Below are 17,645 nucleotides of genomic sequence, written 5' to 3'. Positions count from 1 at the left end.
GCTGGGCGTTCCGCTGCAATTAGGAAAACTAAATCTTCTGTATCCTGCTTAGAATTTCTAATCCTGCCGGACGCCATGGATCTGCTGCATCCGCAACTGGCTGCATTCGCTGCCGTTCTCGAGGAAGGCAGCTTCGACGCCGCTGCGCGGCGGCTGTCGGTGACGCCGTCGGCAATTTCGCAGCGGGTCAAGGCACTGGAAGACCGGCTCGGCCAGGTACTGGTGATCCGCAAGGCTCCCTGCCGCCCTACTCCGGCCGGCGAGCGCCTGCTGCGCCGCGTGAAGCCGATGCAGGTACTGGAGTCCGAAGCGATTGCCGATTTCCTTCCCGGCGACAGCAACGCCGGGCATCCGCGCACGCTGGCCATCGCCGTCAACGACGACTCGCTGCAGACCTGGTTCCTGGCGGCCTTGTCGGCGCTGCATCGCGCACATGGTTTTCTGTTCGATGTGCAGATGGACGACCAGGACCACACCTTGGAGTTGTTGCGATCGGGCGCGGTGCTCGGCGCCGTCACTGCCGAGCGCAAGCCGTTGCAGGGCTGCAACGTGCAAGCGCTGGGAGTGATGCGTTATCACGCCATCGCATCGGCCGCATTCGTTGCGACGCACTTCACGCAGGGCTTGAGTGCAGCGGCTCTCGCGCGCGCACCGATGCTAGTGTTCAACCGAAAGGACACGCTGCAAACCCGCTTCGTCCGCCGCATCACCCGCGTGCAGGTGGCGCCGCCGATCCACTACCTGCCAACCTCGACCGGCTTTGTCGAAGCTGCCGCACGCGGACTCGGCTGGTGTCTGGCGCCAGAATCGATGGTCACCCCCGCCGTGCGTGACAGGCAGGTGGTCATCATCGATCCCGGCCGCTGGCTCGATGTGCCGCTGTACTGGCAGTGCGCAGCAGTGCGCTCGCGCGCCCTGCAGCAACTTGGCCAGGCCTTGCGCAAGGCGGCGGCCGCGAGCCTGCGCTGAGACCGGCCGTGCCGCACGCGAAGCGGGCAGGCACCTCCGAAGCCCGAGGCGCGCAACTGCCGGCAGGATGTCGCACCGAATTGACGTGCAGATACGGTCGCTACCCTGCCCGCGCGCGCTTGGCACAGCCGCGTTGCCCGGCATCGCGCTGCCGCCGCAGCAGCGACCGGCTCGCCGTGCCACGCCGAGCCTGCTAGCCTTTCCGCCTATTCCGTTGTGATTGCCGATCCGTCATGAAAAAAGCCGTTGTTCTGTTGTCCGGGGGCATGGATTCCGCTGCCGTCATCGCGCTTGCGCAGGAGCAGGGGTTTGCCGTGCATGCCCTGAGCGTGCGCTACGGCCAGCGCCATACCTCCGAGCTGGACGCCGCCGCGCGCGTGGCCGCCGCGCAGGGGGTGATCGCGCACAAGGTGGTGGACGTGGACCTGCGCAGCATCGGCGGCTCGGCGCTCACCGACGACATCGACGTGCCCGACGCCGGTGGCGACGGCATTCCGGTCACCTACGTGCCGGCGCGCAACACCATCATGCTGTCGCTGGCGCTGGGCTGGGCCGAGGTAATCGGCGCCAACGACCTGTTCTGCGGCGTCAACGCGGTCGATTATTCCGGTTACCCGGACTGCCGGCCCGAATTCGTGCGCGCCTTCGAAGTGCTGGCCAACCTGGCCACCAAGGCCGGCGTGGAAGGCGCCGGCCTGCGCGTGCATGCACCGCTGCAGTTCCTCAGCAAGGCCGACATCGTGCGTGAAGGCGTGCGCCTGGGCGTGGACTTCGGCCTGACCGTGTCCTGCTACCGCGCCGACGCCGACGGACGCGCCTGCGGCCACTGCGACGCCTGCCGCCTGCGCGCGGCCGGTTTTGCCGACGCCGGCGTCCCGGACCCCACCCACTACGCCATTTCGCCTTGACGCCGGTGTAGGGTAGAATGCGCACCCCGGCGCGCTGCCGGGACAGTGGGCCGTTAGCTCAGTCGGTAGAGCAGAAGACTTTTAATCTTTTGGTCGATGGTTCGAATCCATCACGGCCCACCAATCAGATCAACAACGTAAAGGGCGCCCAGGGCGCTTTTTTTGTGCCTGCGGACAATCCACCGGCAACTGCGCAGCCATGCAACGTGTTGCACGGCCACGCGGTTGGATGGGGTGCAGCGCCTATCGCAGCGCGCGCGGCGCCACCCAAGCCGGCCCCTCCCGCCCGATCACGCTGCGCCGGCCGTCAGGTCCCGGGCCCGGTGCTGGCGGCCGTGTCACTCCCGCTGATCACCTGGCTCGCGTCTTCTGGACACGCGATTGCACGCGCCGCGTTCGTCGCGCGGCCCCGACGGCGCGCGCCTGCTTGCGCAGCCACCTGAGCACGTCCACTGCCGCGTCCACACGCATGCAGACATGCAGGCGGCCCAGCACGACGCTCTGCGCATCGCTGCCCGGCAAGACCTCATCAAAGCCAGTGGCTTCGCAGGCGATCAGGACAGGCGACGCATCGGGCCGCGCGTCGGAATGCAGCATCGCCAGCACATAGCCCTGCATCGCCTCGACGCTGAGAACCACACCCTCACAGACGCGGAATTGCCTGTTGGCGCTCATCGCTGCATCTCCGAGGGGCCATCGACGCCAACGATCACCGCAACCAGACGACGGTAGGCAGACGTAAGCGGGTGAACGGGTGTGCTGGGGCCTTCGCCGCGCGGCGTCAGGTTGAAAGAGGCTGCACGGTTCCATTCGAATGCGTTGGCGGCCGGATCGAAATGGTGGACGATTCGGTCTGCCGCAGACGCGGATGCTTCTTGGGTGTCGTAGTACATGCAGAACTCCTGAGTAGAGTGGAGTCCGCCAACCCGAGACCAAGCGGGGTGGCGGACGGTACGGGTTGGTCTACCGGACTCAGGGACCGGCGGGGCCGAAGCCCCCCGCGTACCGCCCGCCATAAAGATGGCAAGCACGCACCCCCGCGCGATGTAGGGCGACAAAAAAGCGCCTTGCATCGATCGATGGGCGCTGGTGCGCCTGAGTCGTCGGGAGACCAATCCCGGTCGCCGAATGGGCGGCGACGCTGGAATACTCGCTCCGCCGCTTGGCGCCTGTCAACGCAAAGACACACCGCCGCGACGACGCGGCGGTTGCGACGCGACGCGGCGAAAGCACTGCCCGCCGCGCCAGCAAAAGCTGAAACTTCGGCACATCCCGCTGGACGATCGGCTGGGCCGATGCGGCTGCGCCCATATGTCACACGCCCTGGCGGGAGCGAACCGGCTCCGCAGCAAATGCGAATTCACATGCCGCGCCACGTTTCCTATCGTTGTTGGCTCAACGACACGCGAGCGCAACGCCATGAGCAACATCGAAAAAGCCGGCACGTTTCTTCTTGGAGATCGCAGCGTCGCCCGCATCGGCTACGGCGCGATGCAGCTCGCGGGGCCCGGCGTGTTCGGCCCGCCCAAGGATCGCGAAGGCGCGTTGGCGGTACTGCGCGACGCGATGGCGCACGGCGTCAACCATATCGACACCAGCGATTTCTACGGGCCGCACACCACCAATCAACTGATCCGCGAGGCACTGCATCCCTACCCGCAGGCGCTGACCCTCGTCACCAAGATCGGCGCCGCCCGCGGCGCGGATGGTTCCTGGCTGCCGGCCTTCTCGCCGCAGCAACTGGTCGAGGCGGTGCACGACAATCTGCGTAATCTGGGGCTGGAAACGCTGGAGGTGGTCAACCTGCGCGTGATGTTCAAGACGCAGGAACCGGCGGAAGGCTCGATTGCCGAACAGCTGGAGACCCTGATCGCGCTGCAGCGCGATGGCCTGGTGCGGCACATCGGCATCAGCAACGTCACCGCGACGCAGGTGGCCGAGGCACGCGCCATGACCGACATCGTCTGCGTGCAGAACATGTACAACGTCGCGCATCGGCACGACGACGCCCTCATCGACGCGCTCGCGCGCGACGGCATCGCCTACGTGCCGTTCTTCCCGCTCGGCGGTTTCTCGCCGTTGCAATCGTCCACGCTCGCCGCTGTTGCCGGGCGCCTGGCCGCAACCCCGATGCAGGTGGCACTGGCCTGGTTGCTGCAGCGCTCGCCCAACATCCTACTGATTCCGGGAACTTCGTCGGTGGCGCACCTGCGCGCCAATCTGTTCGCAGCGGAACTGAAACTGCCGGCCGATGCCGTCGAAGAATTGAACAGGATCGCTGCGTAGACGCGCACCGCTGCCTCCCGCCGGGCAGCGCGCCGAGCGCCGGATCGGAGCGGCCAACGCAACATCGCCAGTGCTCGCCAGGCGGATGCGGACGGCGCGTCAGCACGCACGGTGGACGCTTGGCAGACGCCGATGCCGGGTATCGGGTACGCCTGCCTGGCGGTACGCGCAGGCGTCGTGTCGGTCGCGCCTAGCGCCCCGGTTCGTCGTTCCACAGCAGCTTGTGCAGCTGCATCTGGAAGCGCACCGGCAGACGATCGGCCACGATCCAGTCGGCCAGCTGCCGCGGCGTCACTTCGCTCTTGCTGGGCGAAAACCACACCGTGCAGCGGCGGTCCAGCGCATGGGCCGCGACGATCTCGCGCGCCCATTCGTAATCGGCGCGGCTGCAGATCACGAACTTGATCTGGTCGCGTGCGGTCAGCAGCGGCAGATTTTCCCAGCGATTGCGCAGTTGCTCGCCGGATGCGGGGGTCTTGATGTCGACCACGCGCGAGACGCGCGGATCGACCGCCGACACGTCCAGCGCGCCGGACGTCTCCAGCGAAACATCGAAGCCGGCATCGCACAGTTTCTGCAGCAGCACCAGGCAGCGCTTCTGCGCCAGCGGCTCGCCGCCAGTCACACAGACATGGCGCACGCCGTGGCCGGCGACTTCGGCAACGATCGCGTCGATGTCGTGCCATTCACCGCCATGGAAGGCGTAGGCGGTATCGCAGTAGTGGCAGCGTAGCGGGCAACCGGTCAGACGCACGAACACGGTCGGCCAGCCGGCGGCCTCGGCTTCGCCTTGCAGGGACAGGAAGATTTCGGTGATCTTTAATCGCGGCAACGGCGACTGGACGATCTCGCTGGGGACGGCGGCGGCGTTCATGGGCAAAGTATGCGCCACGCCCGAAGGCGCGAACGCAACACGGCTCAGCGCAGTTGCTGGCCGAGACGGATGGACTGCAGACGCTCCTGGGCCACGCGCGCTGCGTCGGAGCCGGGATACTGCGTTGCGACCTGCTGCAAGGTCTGCTGGGCTTCGTCGTTCTTGCCTTCGCCATACTGCGACAGGCCAAGCTTCAACAGGCCGCCAGAGGCCTTGTCATGCGTGGGATAGCGGCTGACCAGATCGCGGAACTGCGCCTCGGCCAGCTGGAAATTTCGGGTGGCGTAATAGCTTTCGCCTAACCAATACAAGGCATTTGGGGTGTAGACGCCATTGGGATAGAGCTCGAGAAAGCTCAAAAACAACTGCGAGGCATCGTCGTACTTGCCGTTCTTCAATGCATCGAAGGCGACGTTGTAGGCAGTGCGTTCGTCATTGCTGACGGCCATCGTGCCTGGATCGCCATGTACGCTGGGCGGCTTCTCGGAAGTTGCCGCCGCTGCAGGCCGCGCGGCAGGAGCCGGGGCCGGTGTGACGCTGCCGGCGGGCGATGGCAATGGCGGCGTTGCGCCACCTGCCCCTTCCAGGCGGTTCAGGCGTCCGTCCAGATCCAGATACTGGTCCTTGGACTGCTGCTTGAGTTGTTCGTTGTCGTGCTGCAGCTGCTCCACGGTCGCTCGCAAGCCCTGCAGGTCCGAACGCGCCTGCTGCAGCTGATTGAGAAGATCGTTGTTGGCCTGGCTGTTGGCCTGCTGTTGCTCAAGCACGGCAACACGATCAGCGAGACTGGCTCGCTGCGCGTGCGCCGGCGCGGCGACCACAAGGGCCGCCGCGACGAACAGGGATGTCACTCGAAAGCGCATCGCTTCTTACTGAGCCGTGTACACGATTTCAACGCGACGGTTCTGCGACCAGCAGCTTTCGCTGGTTTCGGTGCAGACCGGACGCTCTTCGCCGTAGCTGACCACGGTCAGCTGGCTGGCGGAACCGCCGGCAGCCTGCAACGAGGACGACACGGCATTGCCGCGACGCTCGCCCAGACCCATGTTGTACTCGCGCGAACCGCGCTCGTCGGCATTGCCCTGCAGGGTGATGCGCGAGGACGGACGGTCACGCAGGTACTTGGCGTGGCACGCCATGATGGCCTGGAATTCCGGCTTCAGGGAGTCCTGATCCAGATCGAAGTAGACAACGCGCTGGCGCAGGCAGGCATCGGTATCCAGGTCGCCCGGGCCGTACAGGCCAGAGGTGGACGGGCCGGTTGGAACGGAGGAACCAGCGGTGGTGTCAGTCGCAGGAGGCGGAGTTTCCTTCACCTTCTTCGAACAACCGGCCAGCACGGCAACGGACAACAGGGAGACAAGCAAGACGCGGGTGGACTTGTTCATGGGATACCTATGGAGGCTCTGGGCCAATGAGTGGTTTAACGCAGCGAAATATTAACATTAATGCGCGGTTCGGTAAGGCCCCCATGCGGGTTCTCTCACATCGCCATCGGCCAGGACCAGACGCTGGCGGACGCGAGCGTCGGCGGAGACGGCGTAGAGCACGCCACGGCCACCCTCACGTGCGGCGTACAGCACCATGCTGGCGTTCGGCGCAAAGCTAGGCGACTCGTCCAGCGACCCCGGCGAGAGCGTGCTCCAGCTCGGCGAACCCAGGCTGCGATCCATCATGGCGATGCGGTAGCTATTGCCGCTGCCCTGCGCCACGGCGATCTTCTTGCCGTCGAAGGACACGCTAGCGGTGGCGTTGTAGTTGCCCTGGAAGGTCACGCGGTTGGCGCTGCCGCCGCTGGCAGAGACCTGATAGATCTGCGGACGACCGCCGCGATCGGAGGTGAAGTAGATGCTGCCACCATCCGGCGCCCAGGTCGGCTCGGTGTCGATGCCGAAGTGGTTGGTCAGCTGGGTCAGCTGCTTGCTGCCCAGGTCCATCACGTAGATTTCCGGGTTGCCGCTGCGCGACAGTGCCAGCGCCAGGCGACGCCCGTCCGGCGAGAACGACGGCGCACCGTTGATGCCGCGGAAGCTGGACACCAGTTCACGCGCGCCGGTGGCGATGTCCTGCAGGTAGATCGAGGAATTGCCGCGCTCGAAGCTCACATAGGCCAGCTTCTTGCCGTCCGGGCTCCAGTTCGGCGACAGCAGCGGCTCGGCCGAACGCACGATAGTCTGCGGGTTGTAGCCATCCGAATCGGCCACCATCAATGCATAGCGCATCGCGCCACCCTTGCCGCTGGCGGTCACGTAGGCAATCCGGGTCCAGAACGCGCCGCGCACGCCGGTGATCTTCTCGTAGATCGCATCGGCCATCTGGTGCGAGACATCGCGCATCGCGTTGGCGCGCGCAGTCATCGCCAGGCCGAGCAGGCGCTCGCCCTTGGCCACGTCGAACAGTTCGTACTCCACGCGGTAGGCGCCTTCGCCGGCGTCCATGACGCGGCCGACCACGATGTAGTTCTGCTTGAGCGTGCGCCAGGTCTGGAACTGCACCTCGGTGCCACGGGTCGGCTTTTCGACGATCTGTGCAACCGGCAGCGTGCGGAACTGGCCGGAGCGGTCCAGATCGGCGCCGACGACGGCAGACACATCGGTCTGTGGCGCAGTACCGGAACCTTGGTACGGCATGGGCACGACGGTGATCGGTGTCGCCGAGGCGCTACCGCCCACGATATCGATGGTGAGCCCTTGCTGTTGCGCAAGTGCGCTCAGCGGCAACAACAGGGCGGTCAAGGCAGCTAGCCAACGCAGCGGTTTTTTCATGGACGGCTCGGATCGGGCAGGAAAAGTGTGCAAGGGATACCAATCAGCGAGTGAACATACTCGCAATCGTGAACGAGACAGCGTGAAAATGGAGCGAGTGGTCCACCAGCAGGCGCTTGCGTCAGTTTAGAGCCAGCGGGCTTGCGGTGGCGCGCCGCTCGGTTGCCCGGCAGACCTGCACCAGGCAGTGGATCGCTACCGCTTCCCTGCCGAGGCGCAGCGCAGGCTGTGCTGCCGCGCCCCGGCCACCCGTGACCTGTGCTTACTGGTCCTGGGCGGTGAACACAAACGTCAGGTTGCGCTGGAAGACCGACTCGAATCCGCGATACGGCAATGGCTGGGCGCTCAGCACCGCGGCCTCGATCGAGCGCTGGCCGGCCTCGTCGTACGGGCAGCCGGGCGCCACCTTGGCTTCCATCACGCTGCCGCCGGGCAACTGGCGGATGTTGATGGTGCACTTCTGGCCCGGCGGCACCGACGGCGGGCGCACCCACTGCGCCAGCACCTTCTGCTGGATCGCCGCGGCGTACTTGGCCGACAGATCGGTGCTGGTGCCGCCCTGCCCTGCGGTCGGTTGCGCGCTGGCGGCGGCAGCCGACGAGGCCTGCTGCGCGCGCGCGGCGGCGACCTGGCGCAGCTTCTGCTCGGCCAGCGCGGCCTCCTTGGTGGCCTGCTCGCGCTGGCGGCGGATCTCGGCGATCTTCTTCTCGCGCTCGGCATCGGCGGCAGCCTGTTGCGCGGCAGCCTGCTTCTTCTTGGCGTCGGCTTCTTCCTGCTGCTTGGCCAGGCGCAGTTTCTGCTCGGCCTCTTCCTGGCGCTTGCGCTCGGTCAGGTCGATCTGCTCCTGGCGGCGCTTGGCTTCCTGCTCCTGCTTGGCCTTTTCCGCCGACAGTGCCAGCGCATCGACACGGTCCTGGTCGACCTTGTCGGGTTGCGCGACGCGCTCCTGTGCCTGCGCCTGTTGCGGCGTGGGCGCATCCTGCGGACGCGGCTCGGGAATCGGCTGCGGCGGCGGCACGGTATCTTCCGGCGCCGGCTCGGGCAGCGGCGCGGGCGGTGGCGGTGCCTCCACCGGCGTGGCCTTCAGCGCCTGGCGCGCGACGCGTGCTTCGGCCGCGGACACGTCCAGCGAGGCTTCCATACTGGGATCGCCCGCCGCCGGCTCGACCGAGCGTTCGGGCGACCACAGCCAGCCGGCAATGAACACCAGCGCGACCAGCACGTGCACGACCAGGGCCAGCATGACCGGTCGCAGCCAGCCATCCTCGCGTGCGGTCTGGGTGGGGAGTGCGTCAGCGTGCATCGCTGCCTGCAGTGCCGCCGGAGTCGGAGATCAGGCCGACCTTCTCGACCTTGGCCTGCTTGAGCACGTCGATGGCGTCCATGATCTTTTGATACGGCGCGGCGCGATCGCCGGCCACCACCACGCGCGCGTCCTTGTCCTGCGCCACGATCGCGGCCAGCTGCGCCTGCAGCGCGGCCACGTCCATGGCCTGCGGCTTGCCCTTGGGCAGCTGCAGGGCAAGCTGGCCGTCGGCAGCGACCACCACCACGACCGGATCCTGCTTGCTCTCCAGCGCCTTGGCGCGCGAGCTCGGCAGGTTCACGTCAGTGCTCAGGGTCAGCAGCGGTGCGGTCACCATGAAGATGATCAGCAGCACCAGCATCACGTCGATGTACGGCACGACATTGATGTCGGATTTGAGCTTGCGCTTCTTACGGCGGGAAATACCGGAAATCATCGCGGAACGTTCCTATTGATCCCCCGCACATGGATGTGCGGGCTCTTGCGGCGGACTCGCCCATCCAATCCCTCGCACACGCGGGTGCGAGCTGTCGCGCGTGGCTGGCCTGCCCAGTCCCTGCGCAGCGGGAATCGGGCATGAGCGGCTGCCACCCCGGCCACGTCCGCGCACCGGGGTGTGCGGGCCATGGCAGGAGATTGGCCTACCTGCCGGCTGTCGCAGGGCGCGTGCATCACTCGTCCGCGCCGGCCTGGCGTTGCAGGATCGAGCTGAACTCGTCGGCGAAGGTCTCGTAGCGCACCGACAGCCGTTCCACGCGGGTGGTGAAGCGGTTGTAGGCCCACACGGCCGGAATTGCCACGAACAGACCGATGGCGGTGGCGAACAGGGCTTCAGAAATACCCGGCGCCACGGCCGCGATACCGGCCTGCTCGCCGCTGCTGACCATGTCGTGCATGGTCACCATGATGCCGAACACGGTGCCGACCAGGCCGACGTACGGCGCGGTGGAGCCGATGTTGGCCAGCAATTCGAGATTGCGCTCGAGCTGGTCGACTTCGCGGGTGAAGGCGGTGCGCATGGCACGCTGCGCGCCCTCCAGCTGCACCCGCCCGTCCAGCCGGCGGCGGTCACGCAGCCGCGAGAACTCGCGGAAGCCGCTCTCGAACATCGACTCCAGGCCGCCGACGGTGCGGTTGCGGTCGGTGGCCGATGCGTAGAGCTTGGCCAGATCGGCGCCGGACCAGAAGCGGTTTTCGAACTCGTCCGCCTCGCGGTTGGCCTGCTTGAAGGCGCGCGCCTTGCGGAAGATGATCACCCAGCTGATGAACGAGCCGATCAGCAGCAGCAGCACGATGATCTTGACCGGGATACTCGCCCGCAGGATCAGATCGACATAGTTGATGCTGCTGTTGTGCGCCACGCTGGCGGTCTGTGCCGCAGCGGCGGCAACGTCCTGCGGTAGTGCTTCCACTACCGTGTCCTGCAGGGCCAGGAGCAATGCAATCGACATCCGTTTGTTCCTCAGTAATCGGATTCTGGGGTTTCTAGAGCTTTCAACACGTCATACAGCGCATCGTCCATCCCGCGCGGGCGGAAGTCGCCGGTGCCGAGTGCGGCAATGCGCACCTCGGCGGTCAGCAGCACTTCGCCCTCGCGACGTACCGACTGCGCAAACAGCAGGCTGGCCCGTCTGCATCGCAGCAACACTGCCGACACTGACAGCGCATCGTCGAGCCGGGCCGGCTTGAGGAAATCCAGTTGCATCGAGCGAACCGCAAACACCAGCTCGTGCTGCTGGCGCAGGCGTTCCTGCCCGTAACCGGCCGCGCGCATCCATTCGGTACGCGCACGCTCCATGAAGGCGACGTAGCGCGCATGGTAGACCACCCCGCCGGCGTCGGTATCTTCCCAGTACACGCGTGTCGGCCAACTGAATACTGGCGGAAAATCGGGAGACGGGAATCGGGCGTCGGCGGTCATGGGCACGGAGGGTTGGTCGAGACGGGCCGGGCGAGCGACAAACGGGGCACCATCAGAACAGCTCTCCCGGCTCGCCGATGCCCGGGGCGCGATCGCGCGGCGGCTTCAGGCCCAGGTGCAGATAGGCCTTGGTGGTGACCATGCGGCCGCGCGCGGTGCGGATCAGAAAGCCCTGCTGGATCAGATAGGGCTCGATCACGTCTTCCAGCGTGCCGCGCTCCTCCGACAGCGAGGCGGCCAGCGATTCCACGCCGACCGGACCGCCGTCGAAGTGTTCGACGATCACCCGCAGCATGCGCCGGTCGAGCTCGTCGAAGCCTTCCGGGTCGACCTTGAGCATCTGCATCGCCGCCTGCGCCACCGGCAGGTCGATATGCCCGGCGGCCTTGACCTGGGCAAAGTCGCGCACACGCCGCAGCAGCCGGTTGGCGATACGCGGGGTGCCGCGCGCGCGGCGGGCGATCTCGGCCGCGCCTTCGGGCGTGCAGTCGATGCCCAGGATCGCCGCCGAGCGAATCACGATTCGGGTCAGTTCCTGCGGCGAATAGAACTCCAGCCGCTGCACGATGCCGAAGCGGTCGCGCAGCGGCGCGGTCAGCAGGCCGGCACGGGTGGTGGCGCCGATCAGGGTGAACGGCGGCAGGTCGATCTTGATCGAGCGCGCGGCCGGGCCGTCGCCGATCATGATGTCGATCTGGAAATCTTCCATCGCCGGGTACAGCACTTCTTCCACCACCGGCGAGAGGCGATGGATCTCGTCGATGAACAGCACGTCGTGCGGCTGCAGATTGGTCAGCAGCGCGGCCAGGTCGCCGGCCTTTTCGATTACCGGGCCGGAGGTCGAGCGCAGGTTCACGCCCAGCTCGTTGGCGATGACATGGCTGAGCGTGGTCTTGCCCAGGCCGGGCGGGCCGAAGATCAGCACATGGTCCATCGCCTCGCCGCGCGCCTTGGCCGCTTCGATGTAGATCTCCATCTGCTCGCGCACCGGCTGCTGGCCGAGATAGTCGGCCAGGCGCTTGGGCCGGATGCTCGCATCGGCGGCATCGTCTTCGCGGGTGGCATTGCTGGCGATGATGCGGTCCATTAGAGCTGGGATTGGGGATTCGTCATTCGGGATTGGCAGCTAGCTAGTATGGGCTGCGAGGCGCCTCCGGCGCTACGCTCTTGCCAATCCCGACTCCCCAATCCCCAATCCCGGGCCGCCGCAGGCGGCCTCAGATCTCGACCTGGGCGCCCAGCTCGACCAGGCGGTTGCCGGGGATGCGGAAGAAGCCGGTGGCCGGGGCGGCGTTGCGATGCATCAGCGCGAACAGCTTGTCGCGCCAGATCGGCATGCCGCGGTTGGCGCTGGCCACGATGGTCTCGCGGCTGGCGAAGAAGGTGGTGTCCATCGGGTCGAAATGGATGCCGCCCTGGTCGCAGGAGCGCATCAGTGCCAGCGGCACGTCCGGCGTCTCCATGAAGCCGAAGCGCACATAGACGCGGTAGAACTCGTCGCCGATCGATTCGATCTGCAGGCGCTTGTCGGCCGGCGCGTATGGGATCGGCAAGGTGTCGACGTTGAGGAAGATGTTGCGCTCGTGCAGCACCTTGTTGTGCTTGAGGTTGTGCATCAGCGCATGCGGCACGACCATCGGGTCGGCGGTGAGGAACACCGCCATGCCCGGCACGCGCGCCGGCGGGGCCAGCATCAGGCCCGGCAGGAAGCTGTCGATGCGGATGCCGTCCTTGCGGATTTCCTCGCGCAGCAGCGCGCGGCCGCGGCGCCAGGTACGCATCAGGGTGAACACCACGATGCCCAGCGCCAGCGGGAACCAGGCGCCCTGCAGCAGCTTGGCACCATTGGCGATGACGAAGGCCAGCTCGATGAAGAAGAACACCACGCACAGCGGCAGCACCCAGTTGCGCCAGCGCGGCCACAACGACCGCGCCACCAGCGCCAGCAGCAGCGTGTCTATCAGCATGGTCATCGACACCGAGATGCCGTAGGCCACCGCCAGATTGGTGGAACTGCGGAAGATCAGCACCAGCGCGATCACCATCACCATCAACAGCCAGTTGATGCCGGGCACGTAGATCTGGCCGATGGTGGTGCGCGAGGTGTGCTTGATCAGCATGCGCGGGATGTAGCCCAGCTGCATCGCCTGGCGGGCCACCGAATAGGCGCCGGTGATGACCGCCTGCGACGCGATCACGGCCGCCAGCGTGGCCAGGATGATCATCGGATACAGCGCCCAGCCCGGCACCGCTTCGAAGAACGGGTTCTTCAGCGCGGAGGGGTGATTGAGCACCAGCGCGCCCTGCCCCAGGTAATTGAGCAGCAGCATCGGCAGCACGAAGAAATACCAGCCGTGGCGGATCGGCCTGGCGCCGAAGTGGCCCATGTCCGCGTACAGCGCCTCGCCGCCGGTCACCGCCAGCACCACCGCGCCGAGGATGAACACCCCGTGCCAGCCATGCTCCATGAAGAAGCGGATCGCCCACCACGGATTGAAGGCCTTCAGCACTTCCGGCGCATCGATGATGTTCCAGGCGCCGATCGCCCCCAGCGACAGGAACCACAGGCAGGTGATCGGCCCGAACACCTTGCCGACCTTTTCGGTGCCGAAGCGCTGCACCATGAACACAACCAGCAGCACGATCACGGTGATCGGCACGATGAAGGGATGCAGGCTGGGCGCGGCGATTTCCAGGCCTTCCACCGCGCCCATCACCGAGATGGCCGGGGTGATCACGCCATCGCCGAAGAACAGCGAGGCGCCGAAGATGCCGAGGATGCCGACCACGTACGCCGAGCGCGAGCCGTTGCGCATGGTGCGCTGGGTCAGCGCCATCAAGGCCATGATGCCGCCCTCGCCCTCGTTGTCGGCGCGCATGATGATGGTGACGTACTTGAGCGTCACCGTGACCATCAGCGCCCAGAACGCCAGTGACAGCACGCCCAGCACGGTGTTGTGATCGCTGGTCAGCCCGTAGTGCGGCGAGAACGCCTCCTTGAGGGTGTACAGCGGACTGGTGCCGATATCGCCGAAGACGACGCCGATGGCGCCGATGACCAAGGCCATATGGCTATTGGCAGGCGCATGGCCGTGGCCAGCTGCGGAAGTGGGGGTCTGGGACATGAAGTGGGCAGGGTATCGCCAAGTGGCGTGAAGGAGAGGAAGACAGCGCAGCCTAGCGGAGCGCGGCCTGGAGGGCCTTGCGAATGACCGTGGCGACTTCGTCGCCTTCTGCCCCGGCCTCGCGTGCCATGCGTGCGGCCTCGGCCGGCTTGTAACCTAGTTGCTGCAACGCCACCGTGGCTTCGGACACCGCATCCGGGCCGAGCTGGCCGGTGATCGGCGCACCGCTGCTGAAGTCGGCGGCGCGGTCGCGCAGCTCCACCACCATACGCTCGGCGGTCTTCTTGCCGATGCCGGGGATGCGCGTCAGCGCGGTGATGTCGCCGCTGGTGATCAGGCGGGCGAACTCGTCCACGCTGACCCCGGACAGCACCGCCAGCGCGATCTTGGCGCCGATGCCGGTGACCTTCTGCACGTCGCGGAACAGCCTGCGCTCGCCTTCGCGCAGGAATCCGTACAGCGACACGCTGTCTTCCTTCTGCGCGTAGTGGGTGAACAGGATCACGTCGCGGCCGACATCGGGCAGGTCGTAGAAGGTGCTCATCGGCGCCTCCAGCTCGTAGCCCACCCCGCCCACGTCGATCACCAGCCACGGCGGCTGCTTGTAGGCCAGGATCCCGCGCAGGCGGCCGATCATTGGGCACCTCCAAGGAGGTGCCGAGATTGGGCATTGGGGATTGGGGATTGGTTATTCCCCGCGCGGCCGTTAACGACTGCCGCGTACAGCCCCATCAGCTCAGCACAGGCGGACCCGCTTTTTCGAATCCCCAATCCCGACTCCCGAATCCCGATTCTCATTTCTTGCGGCTCCAGGCCTGTTGGGTATTGACGCCCAGGCGCTGCGCGGTGGCGCGCACGTGGGCGTGGGTGATGGCGACCGCCAGTGCGTCGGCGGCGTCGGCCTGCAGCTTGCCTTTCAGGTTGAGCATGATGCCGACCATGTGCTGGACCTGCACCTTGTCCGCCCCGCCCTTGCCGACCAGCGCCAGCTTGATCTCGGTGGCAGCGTACTCGTGCACCGGCAGGTCGCGCAGCACCACCGCGCAGATCGCCGCCCCACGCGCGTGGCCGAGCTTGAGCGCGGAATCGGCACTCTTGCCCATGAACACCTTCTCGATCGCCACTTCCTGCGGCCGGTAGGTCTCGATCACCTCGCCCAGCCCGTGCAGCAGGCGCTTGAGCCGCTGGGCGAAGTCGCCCTCGCCCAGCAGCACCAGCGGCGCATGATAGACATGCCGGCTGCGACCGCTCTCATCGACGTCGATGATGCCGAGCCCGGTCCGCTGCGAGCCGGGATCGATGCCCAGGATGCGGGTCATCGAGCGGCCGGGATTGGAGATTGGGGATTCGGGATTGGTGATGCGCATGCAGTACGGCGATCGCATTGCTGTTGCGAATCCCGAATGCCGAATCCCGCCATCCCGGCCTTCATCAGGCGCCGAGACTCGACTGGTCGACGTTCGAATACACGTCCTGGACGTCGTCCAGGTCTTCGAGCATGTCGAGCAGCTTGCGGACCTGCACGGCGGTGTCGCCGTCGACGGCGATGTCGTTTTCGGCGCGGAAGGTGATTTCGGCGTGGGCCGGCTCCAGGCCGGCGGCGGTCAGCGCCTGCTTGACCTGGGCGAAGGCCTCCGGGGCGGTCAGTACGTCGATGGCGCCGTCTTCCGGATAGACCACCACGTCGTCGGCGCCGGCTTCGATGGCCGCGTCGGTGAGGGTGTCTTCGTCGGTGCCGGCGGCAAAGCTCAGCACGCCCAGGCGCTTGAACATGAAGGCCACCGAGCCGTCGGTGCCCATGTTGCCGCCGCACTTGCTGAAGGCATGGCGCACGTCGGCCACCGCGCGCACGCGGTTGTCGGTCAGGCAGTCCACGATCACCGCCACGCCGCCGGGGGCGTAGCCCTCGTAGCGCACTTCCTCGTATTCCACGCCTTCCAGCTCGCCGGTGGCTTTCTTGATGGCGCGCTCGATCACGTCCTTGGACATGTTCGCCGACAGACCCTTGTCCACCGCCACGCGCAGGCGCGGATTGTTGGACGGATCGCCACCGCCGCCGCGCGCGGCGACGCTGATCTCGCGAATGATCTTGGTGAACATCTTGCCGCGTTTGGCGTCGGAGGCGTTCTTGCGGCCTTCGATGGAGGGGCCTCTACCCATGGGTGGTTCCAGACTGGCTTGAATGACAGGGCGCGAATTTTACCTGATTGCTCGCCCGCACCGGGGCGCGGCGTTCAGTGGCCAAACCGGCCGTGGCGCAGGAAGCGCAGCACCTGCTGCGCGGCCTCGGGCGAACGCAACAGACCGCTGTGGCTGGCCTGCACCACGCAATGGTCGCGCAGCCCCGGCAGGCGGGTTTCGGCCAGCGCCACGGTGCCGTCCGAGCCGCCGTCCAGCGGCGCCAGCCAGCGCCCCACCCCGCGCGCGACGGTGCCGGCGACCTGGCCGATCTCCGCCTCGCCGTCCCAGTGCGCGACACCGTGCTGCAGCAAGGCCGCGCTGCGCCCCAGCGCCCAGCGCCCGCCGCGCCGGGCCAGGCCGCGCGCCGCAGCGCTGCCGCACAACGGCGAGCCCAGGCAGACCACCCGGCGCACCGGCAATGCGGGCGCGGTGCGCAGGGCCTGCAGCGCGACCAGCCCGCCCAGGCTATGGCAGACCAGCCACTGCGCGCCGGTCGCCTGCAGGCGTTCGATCAGCCGCGGCACCGCCTGCGCCGGACCGCCGAGCACGCTGGCGTAGCCGAACAGCGCCGGCGCCAGGCCCTCGGCACGCAGCCGACGCGCGAGCGGCAACAGCCAGTGCGCGGTATTCCAGACGCCGTGTACCAGCAGCACGCCGGCGGTTGCGGTCGCACGTCGCGCACCCGCTGGCATCGGCGTGTCGCTCAGTCGGCCGCAATGCGCGGGGTGCGGCGCAGGATGAATTCGCGGTCGAGGATCTTGCCGACCGGGAAATCGTACTCGCCCACCTTTTCGAAACCGTAGCGGGCGTAGAAGCGTTGTGCGCCGAAATTCTCCGACCACACGCCGATCCACAGCGTGCGCGGGCCGTCGCGCTCCAGCCATTCCAGCGTGGTCTCGAACAGGCGGCTGCCCCAGCCACTGTTCTGGTAGTCCTTCAACAGATACAGCCGTTTGAGCTCACCGTCGCCGGGACGCACGTCCTGGTGCGGCAGCCCGCAGGGCCCGGCGGCGGCGTGGCCGACCAGCAGGTTGTCCATCTCCAGCAGCCAGATCGCATAGTCCGGATGCGCCAGCACGATGCGTGCGCGCTCGACCGCGTAGGTCTCCTGCAGAAAGCCGTGCAGATCCTCTGGCGGGTACAGATGCCCGAAGGTTTCGGTGAACGTCTGCGCAGCCAGCAGCGACAAGGCTTCGGCATCGTCCGGTGTGGCGCGGCGGATGCGGGTCATGCGGGCGTCTCATGCCGGGGGGACGTGGCAGCTTCGCGCATGCGGCTTCGTTGCCGCAAGCGGGGATTGGGGATTGGGG

General features: G+C 66.8%; 20 protein-coding genes and 1 tRNA gene. 4 read left to right on the top strand and 17 right to left on the bottom strand.

The genetic code is table 11. The annotated features are described in order from the left end of the window. The first annotated feature begins 75 nt into the window (after positions 1-75). From EO174_RS13050 to EO174_RS13040, 3 genes are all read left to right on the top strand, one after another. Positions 76-969 (top strand): LysR family transcriptional regulator ArgP, encoded by an 894-nt coding sequence (locus EO174_RS13050; RefSeq protein WP_126944876.1) that lies wholly within the window; start codon positions 76-78, stop codon positions 967-969. 233 nt (positions 970-1,202) lie between these two features. Then, the gene (gene queC / locus EO174_RS13045) at positions 1,203-1,877 is read left to right on the top strand and encodes a 7-cyano-7-deazaguanine synthase QueC (RefSeq protein ID WP_016904340.1); all 675 of its coding nucleotides are present in this window, start codon (positions 1,203-1,205) and stop codon (positions 1,875-1,877) included. A gap of 47 nt (positions 1,878-1,924) precedes the next feature. Beyond that, positions 1,925-2,000, top strand: a tRNA-Lys gene (locus tag EO174_RS13040). A gap of 228 nt (positions 2,001-2,228) precedes the next feature. Here EO174_RS13040 and EO174_RS13035 read toward each other — a convergent pair. Next, positions 2,229-2,552, bottom strand: coding sequence for a hypothetical protein (locus EO174_RS13035; RefSeq protein ID WP_164739163.1), 324 nt, complete (start codon positions 2,550-2,552; stop codon positions 2,229-2,231). Beyond that, positions 2,549-2,770 carry a hypothetical protein gene (locus EO174_RS13030; RefSeq protein WP_126944873.1) on the bottom strand — a complete coding sequence of 74 codons (222 nt, stop codon included), beginning with the start codon at positions 2,768-2,770 and terminating at the stop codon, positions 2,549-2,551. Before EO174_RS13030 ends, EO174_RS13035 begins: the two co-directional genes overlap by 4 nt. Before the next feature lie 526 nt (positions 2,771-3,296). Here EO174_RS13030 and EO174_RS13025 point away from each other — a divergent pair. Further along, positions 3,297-4,163: an aldo/keto reductase family oxidoreductase gene (locus EO174_RS13025; RefSeq protein WP_126945326.1), complete on the top strand. Its 867-nt coding sequence runs from the start codon at positions 3,297-3,299 to the stop codon at positions 4,161-4,163. Positions 4,164-4,353: 190 nt separating this feature from the next. On the opposite strand, the gene queE is transcribed toward EO174_RS13025, so the two are convergent. The 15 genes from queE to EO174_RS12950 form a co-directional block, all read right to left on the bottom strand. Further along, entirely contained in the window at positions 4,354-5,037 is a 684-nt protein-coding gene (gene queE / locus EO174_RS13020; protein WP_104584694.1) for a 7-carboxy-7-deazaguanine synthase QueE, read from the bottom strand. 44 nt (positions 5,038-5,081) lie between these two features. Continuing rightward, complete coding sequence (gene ybgF, locus EO174_RS13015; RefSeq protein ID WP_126944870.1) at positions 5,082-5,900, bottom strand: tol-pal system protein YbgF; 819 nt, start codon at positions 5,898-5,900, stop codon at positions 5,082-5,084. Between the two features lie 6 nt (positions 5,901-5,906). Next, positions 5,907-6,425 carry a peptidoglycan-associated lipoprotein Pal gene (gene pal, locus EO174_RS13010; RefSeq protein WP_016904129.1) on the bottom strand — a complete coding sequence of 173 codons (519 nt, stop codon included), beginning with the start codon at positions 6,423-6,425 and terminating at the stop codon, positions 5,907-5,909. 57 nt (positions 6,426-6,482) lie between these two features. Then, positions 6,483-7,802 (bottom strand): Tol-Pal system beta propeller repeat protein TolB, encoded by a 1,320-nt coding sequence (gene tolB / locus EO174_RS13005; protein ID WP_104584698.1) that lies wholly within the window; start codon positions 7,800-7,802, stop codon positions 6,483-6,485. A 262-nt stretch (positions 7,803-8,064) separates the two neighbouring features. Further along, entirely contained in the window at positions 8,065-9,105 is a 1,041-nt protein-coding gene (gene tolA, locus EO174_RS13000) for a cell envelope integrity protein TolA (protein WP_104584700.1), read from the bottom strand. After that, positions 9,095-9,544, bottom strand: coding sequence for a protein TolR (gene tolR, locus EO174_RS12995; RefSeq protein WP_016904126.1), 450 nt, complete (start codon positions 9,542-9,544; stop codon positions 9,095-9,097). Before tolR ends, tolA begins: the two co-directional genes overlap by 11 nt. A 235-nt stretch (positions 9,545-9,779) precedes the next feature. Then, a complete protein-coding gene (gene tolQ / locus EO174_RS12990) occupies positions 9,780-10,559 on the bottom strand; it encodes a protein TolQ (protein ID WP_016904125.1) in 780 nt (259 codons plus the stop codon). Between the two features lie 11 nt (positions 10,560-10,570). After that, positions 10,571-11,029, bottom strand: coding sequence for a tol-pal system-associated acyl-CoA thioesterase (gene ybgC / locus EO174_RS12985; protein ID WP_126944867.1), 459 nt, complete (start codon positions 11,027-11,029; stop codon positions 10,571-10,573). Positions 11,030-11,081: 52 nt separating this feature from the next. After that, the gene (gene ruvB, locus EO174_RS12980) at positions 11,082-12,116 is read right to left on the bottom strand and encodes a Holliday junction branch migration DNA helicase RuvB (RefSeq protein ID WP_126944864.1); all 1,035 of its coding nucleotides are present in this window, start codon (positions 12,114-12,116) and stop codon (positions 11,082-11,084) included. A gap of 130 nt (positions 12,117-12,246) precedes the next feature. Then, on the bottom strand, positions 12,247-14,154 hold the full coding sequence (locus EO174_RS12975) for a potassium transporter Kup (protein ID WP_126944861.1): 1,908 nt from the start codon (positions 14,152-14,154) through the stop codon (positions 12,247-12,249). Positions 14,155-14,206: 52 nt separating this feature from the next. Next, positions 14,207-14,791, bottom strand: coding sequence for a Holliday junction branch migration protein RuvA (gene ruvA / locus EO174_RS12970; protein WP_023904818.1), 585 nt, complete (start codon positions 14,789-14,791; stop codon positions 14,207-14,209). A 157-nt stretch (positions 14,792-14,948) separates the two neighbouring features. Next, positions 14,949-15,473, bottom strand: coding sequence for a crossover junction endodeoxyribonuclease RuvC (ruvC, locus tag EO174_RS12965; protein WP_016904120.1), 525 nt, complete (start codon positions 15,471-15,473; stop codon positions 14,949-14,951). A gap of 112 nt (positions 15,474-15,585) precedes the next feature. Further along, positions 15,586-16,314 (bottom strand): YebC/PmpR family DNA-binding transcriptional regulator, encoded by a 729-nt coding sequence (locus EO174_RS12960; protein ID WP_104584708.1) that lies wholly within the window; start codon positions 16,312-16,314, stop codon positions 15,586-15,588. A gap of 74 nt (positions 16,315-16,388) precedes the next feature. After that, positions 16,389-17,027, bottom strand: a complete 639-nt coding sequence (locus EO174_RS12955; protein WP_343132546.1) for an alpha/beta hydrolase — start codon at positions 17,025-17,027, stop codon at positions 16,389-16,391. A gap of 11 nt (positions 17,028-17,038) precedes the next feature. After that, positions 17,039-17,566: an N-acetyltransferase gene (locus tag EO174_RS12950; protein WP_126944855.1), complete on the bottom strand. Its 528-nt coding sequence runs from the start codon at positions 17,564-17,566 to the stop codon at positions 17,039-17,041. Positions 17,567-17,645 lie beyond the last annotated feature (79 nt).

It is taken from the genome of Xanthomonas sp. BRIP62418 (assembly GCF_003993495.1).
In the GTDB taxonomy this organism is placed as follows: Bacteria; Pseudomonadota; Gammaproteobacteria; order Xanthomonadales; family Xanthomonadaceae; genus Xanthomonas; species Xanthomonas euroxanthea.
Note: the sequence above shows the minus strand (reverse complement) of the source record. Positions and strands in the feature narration are given on the sequence as shown.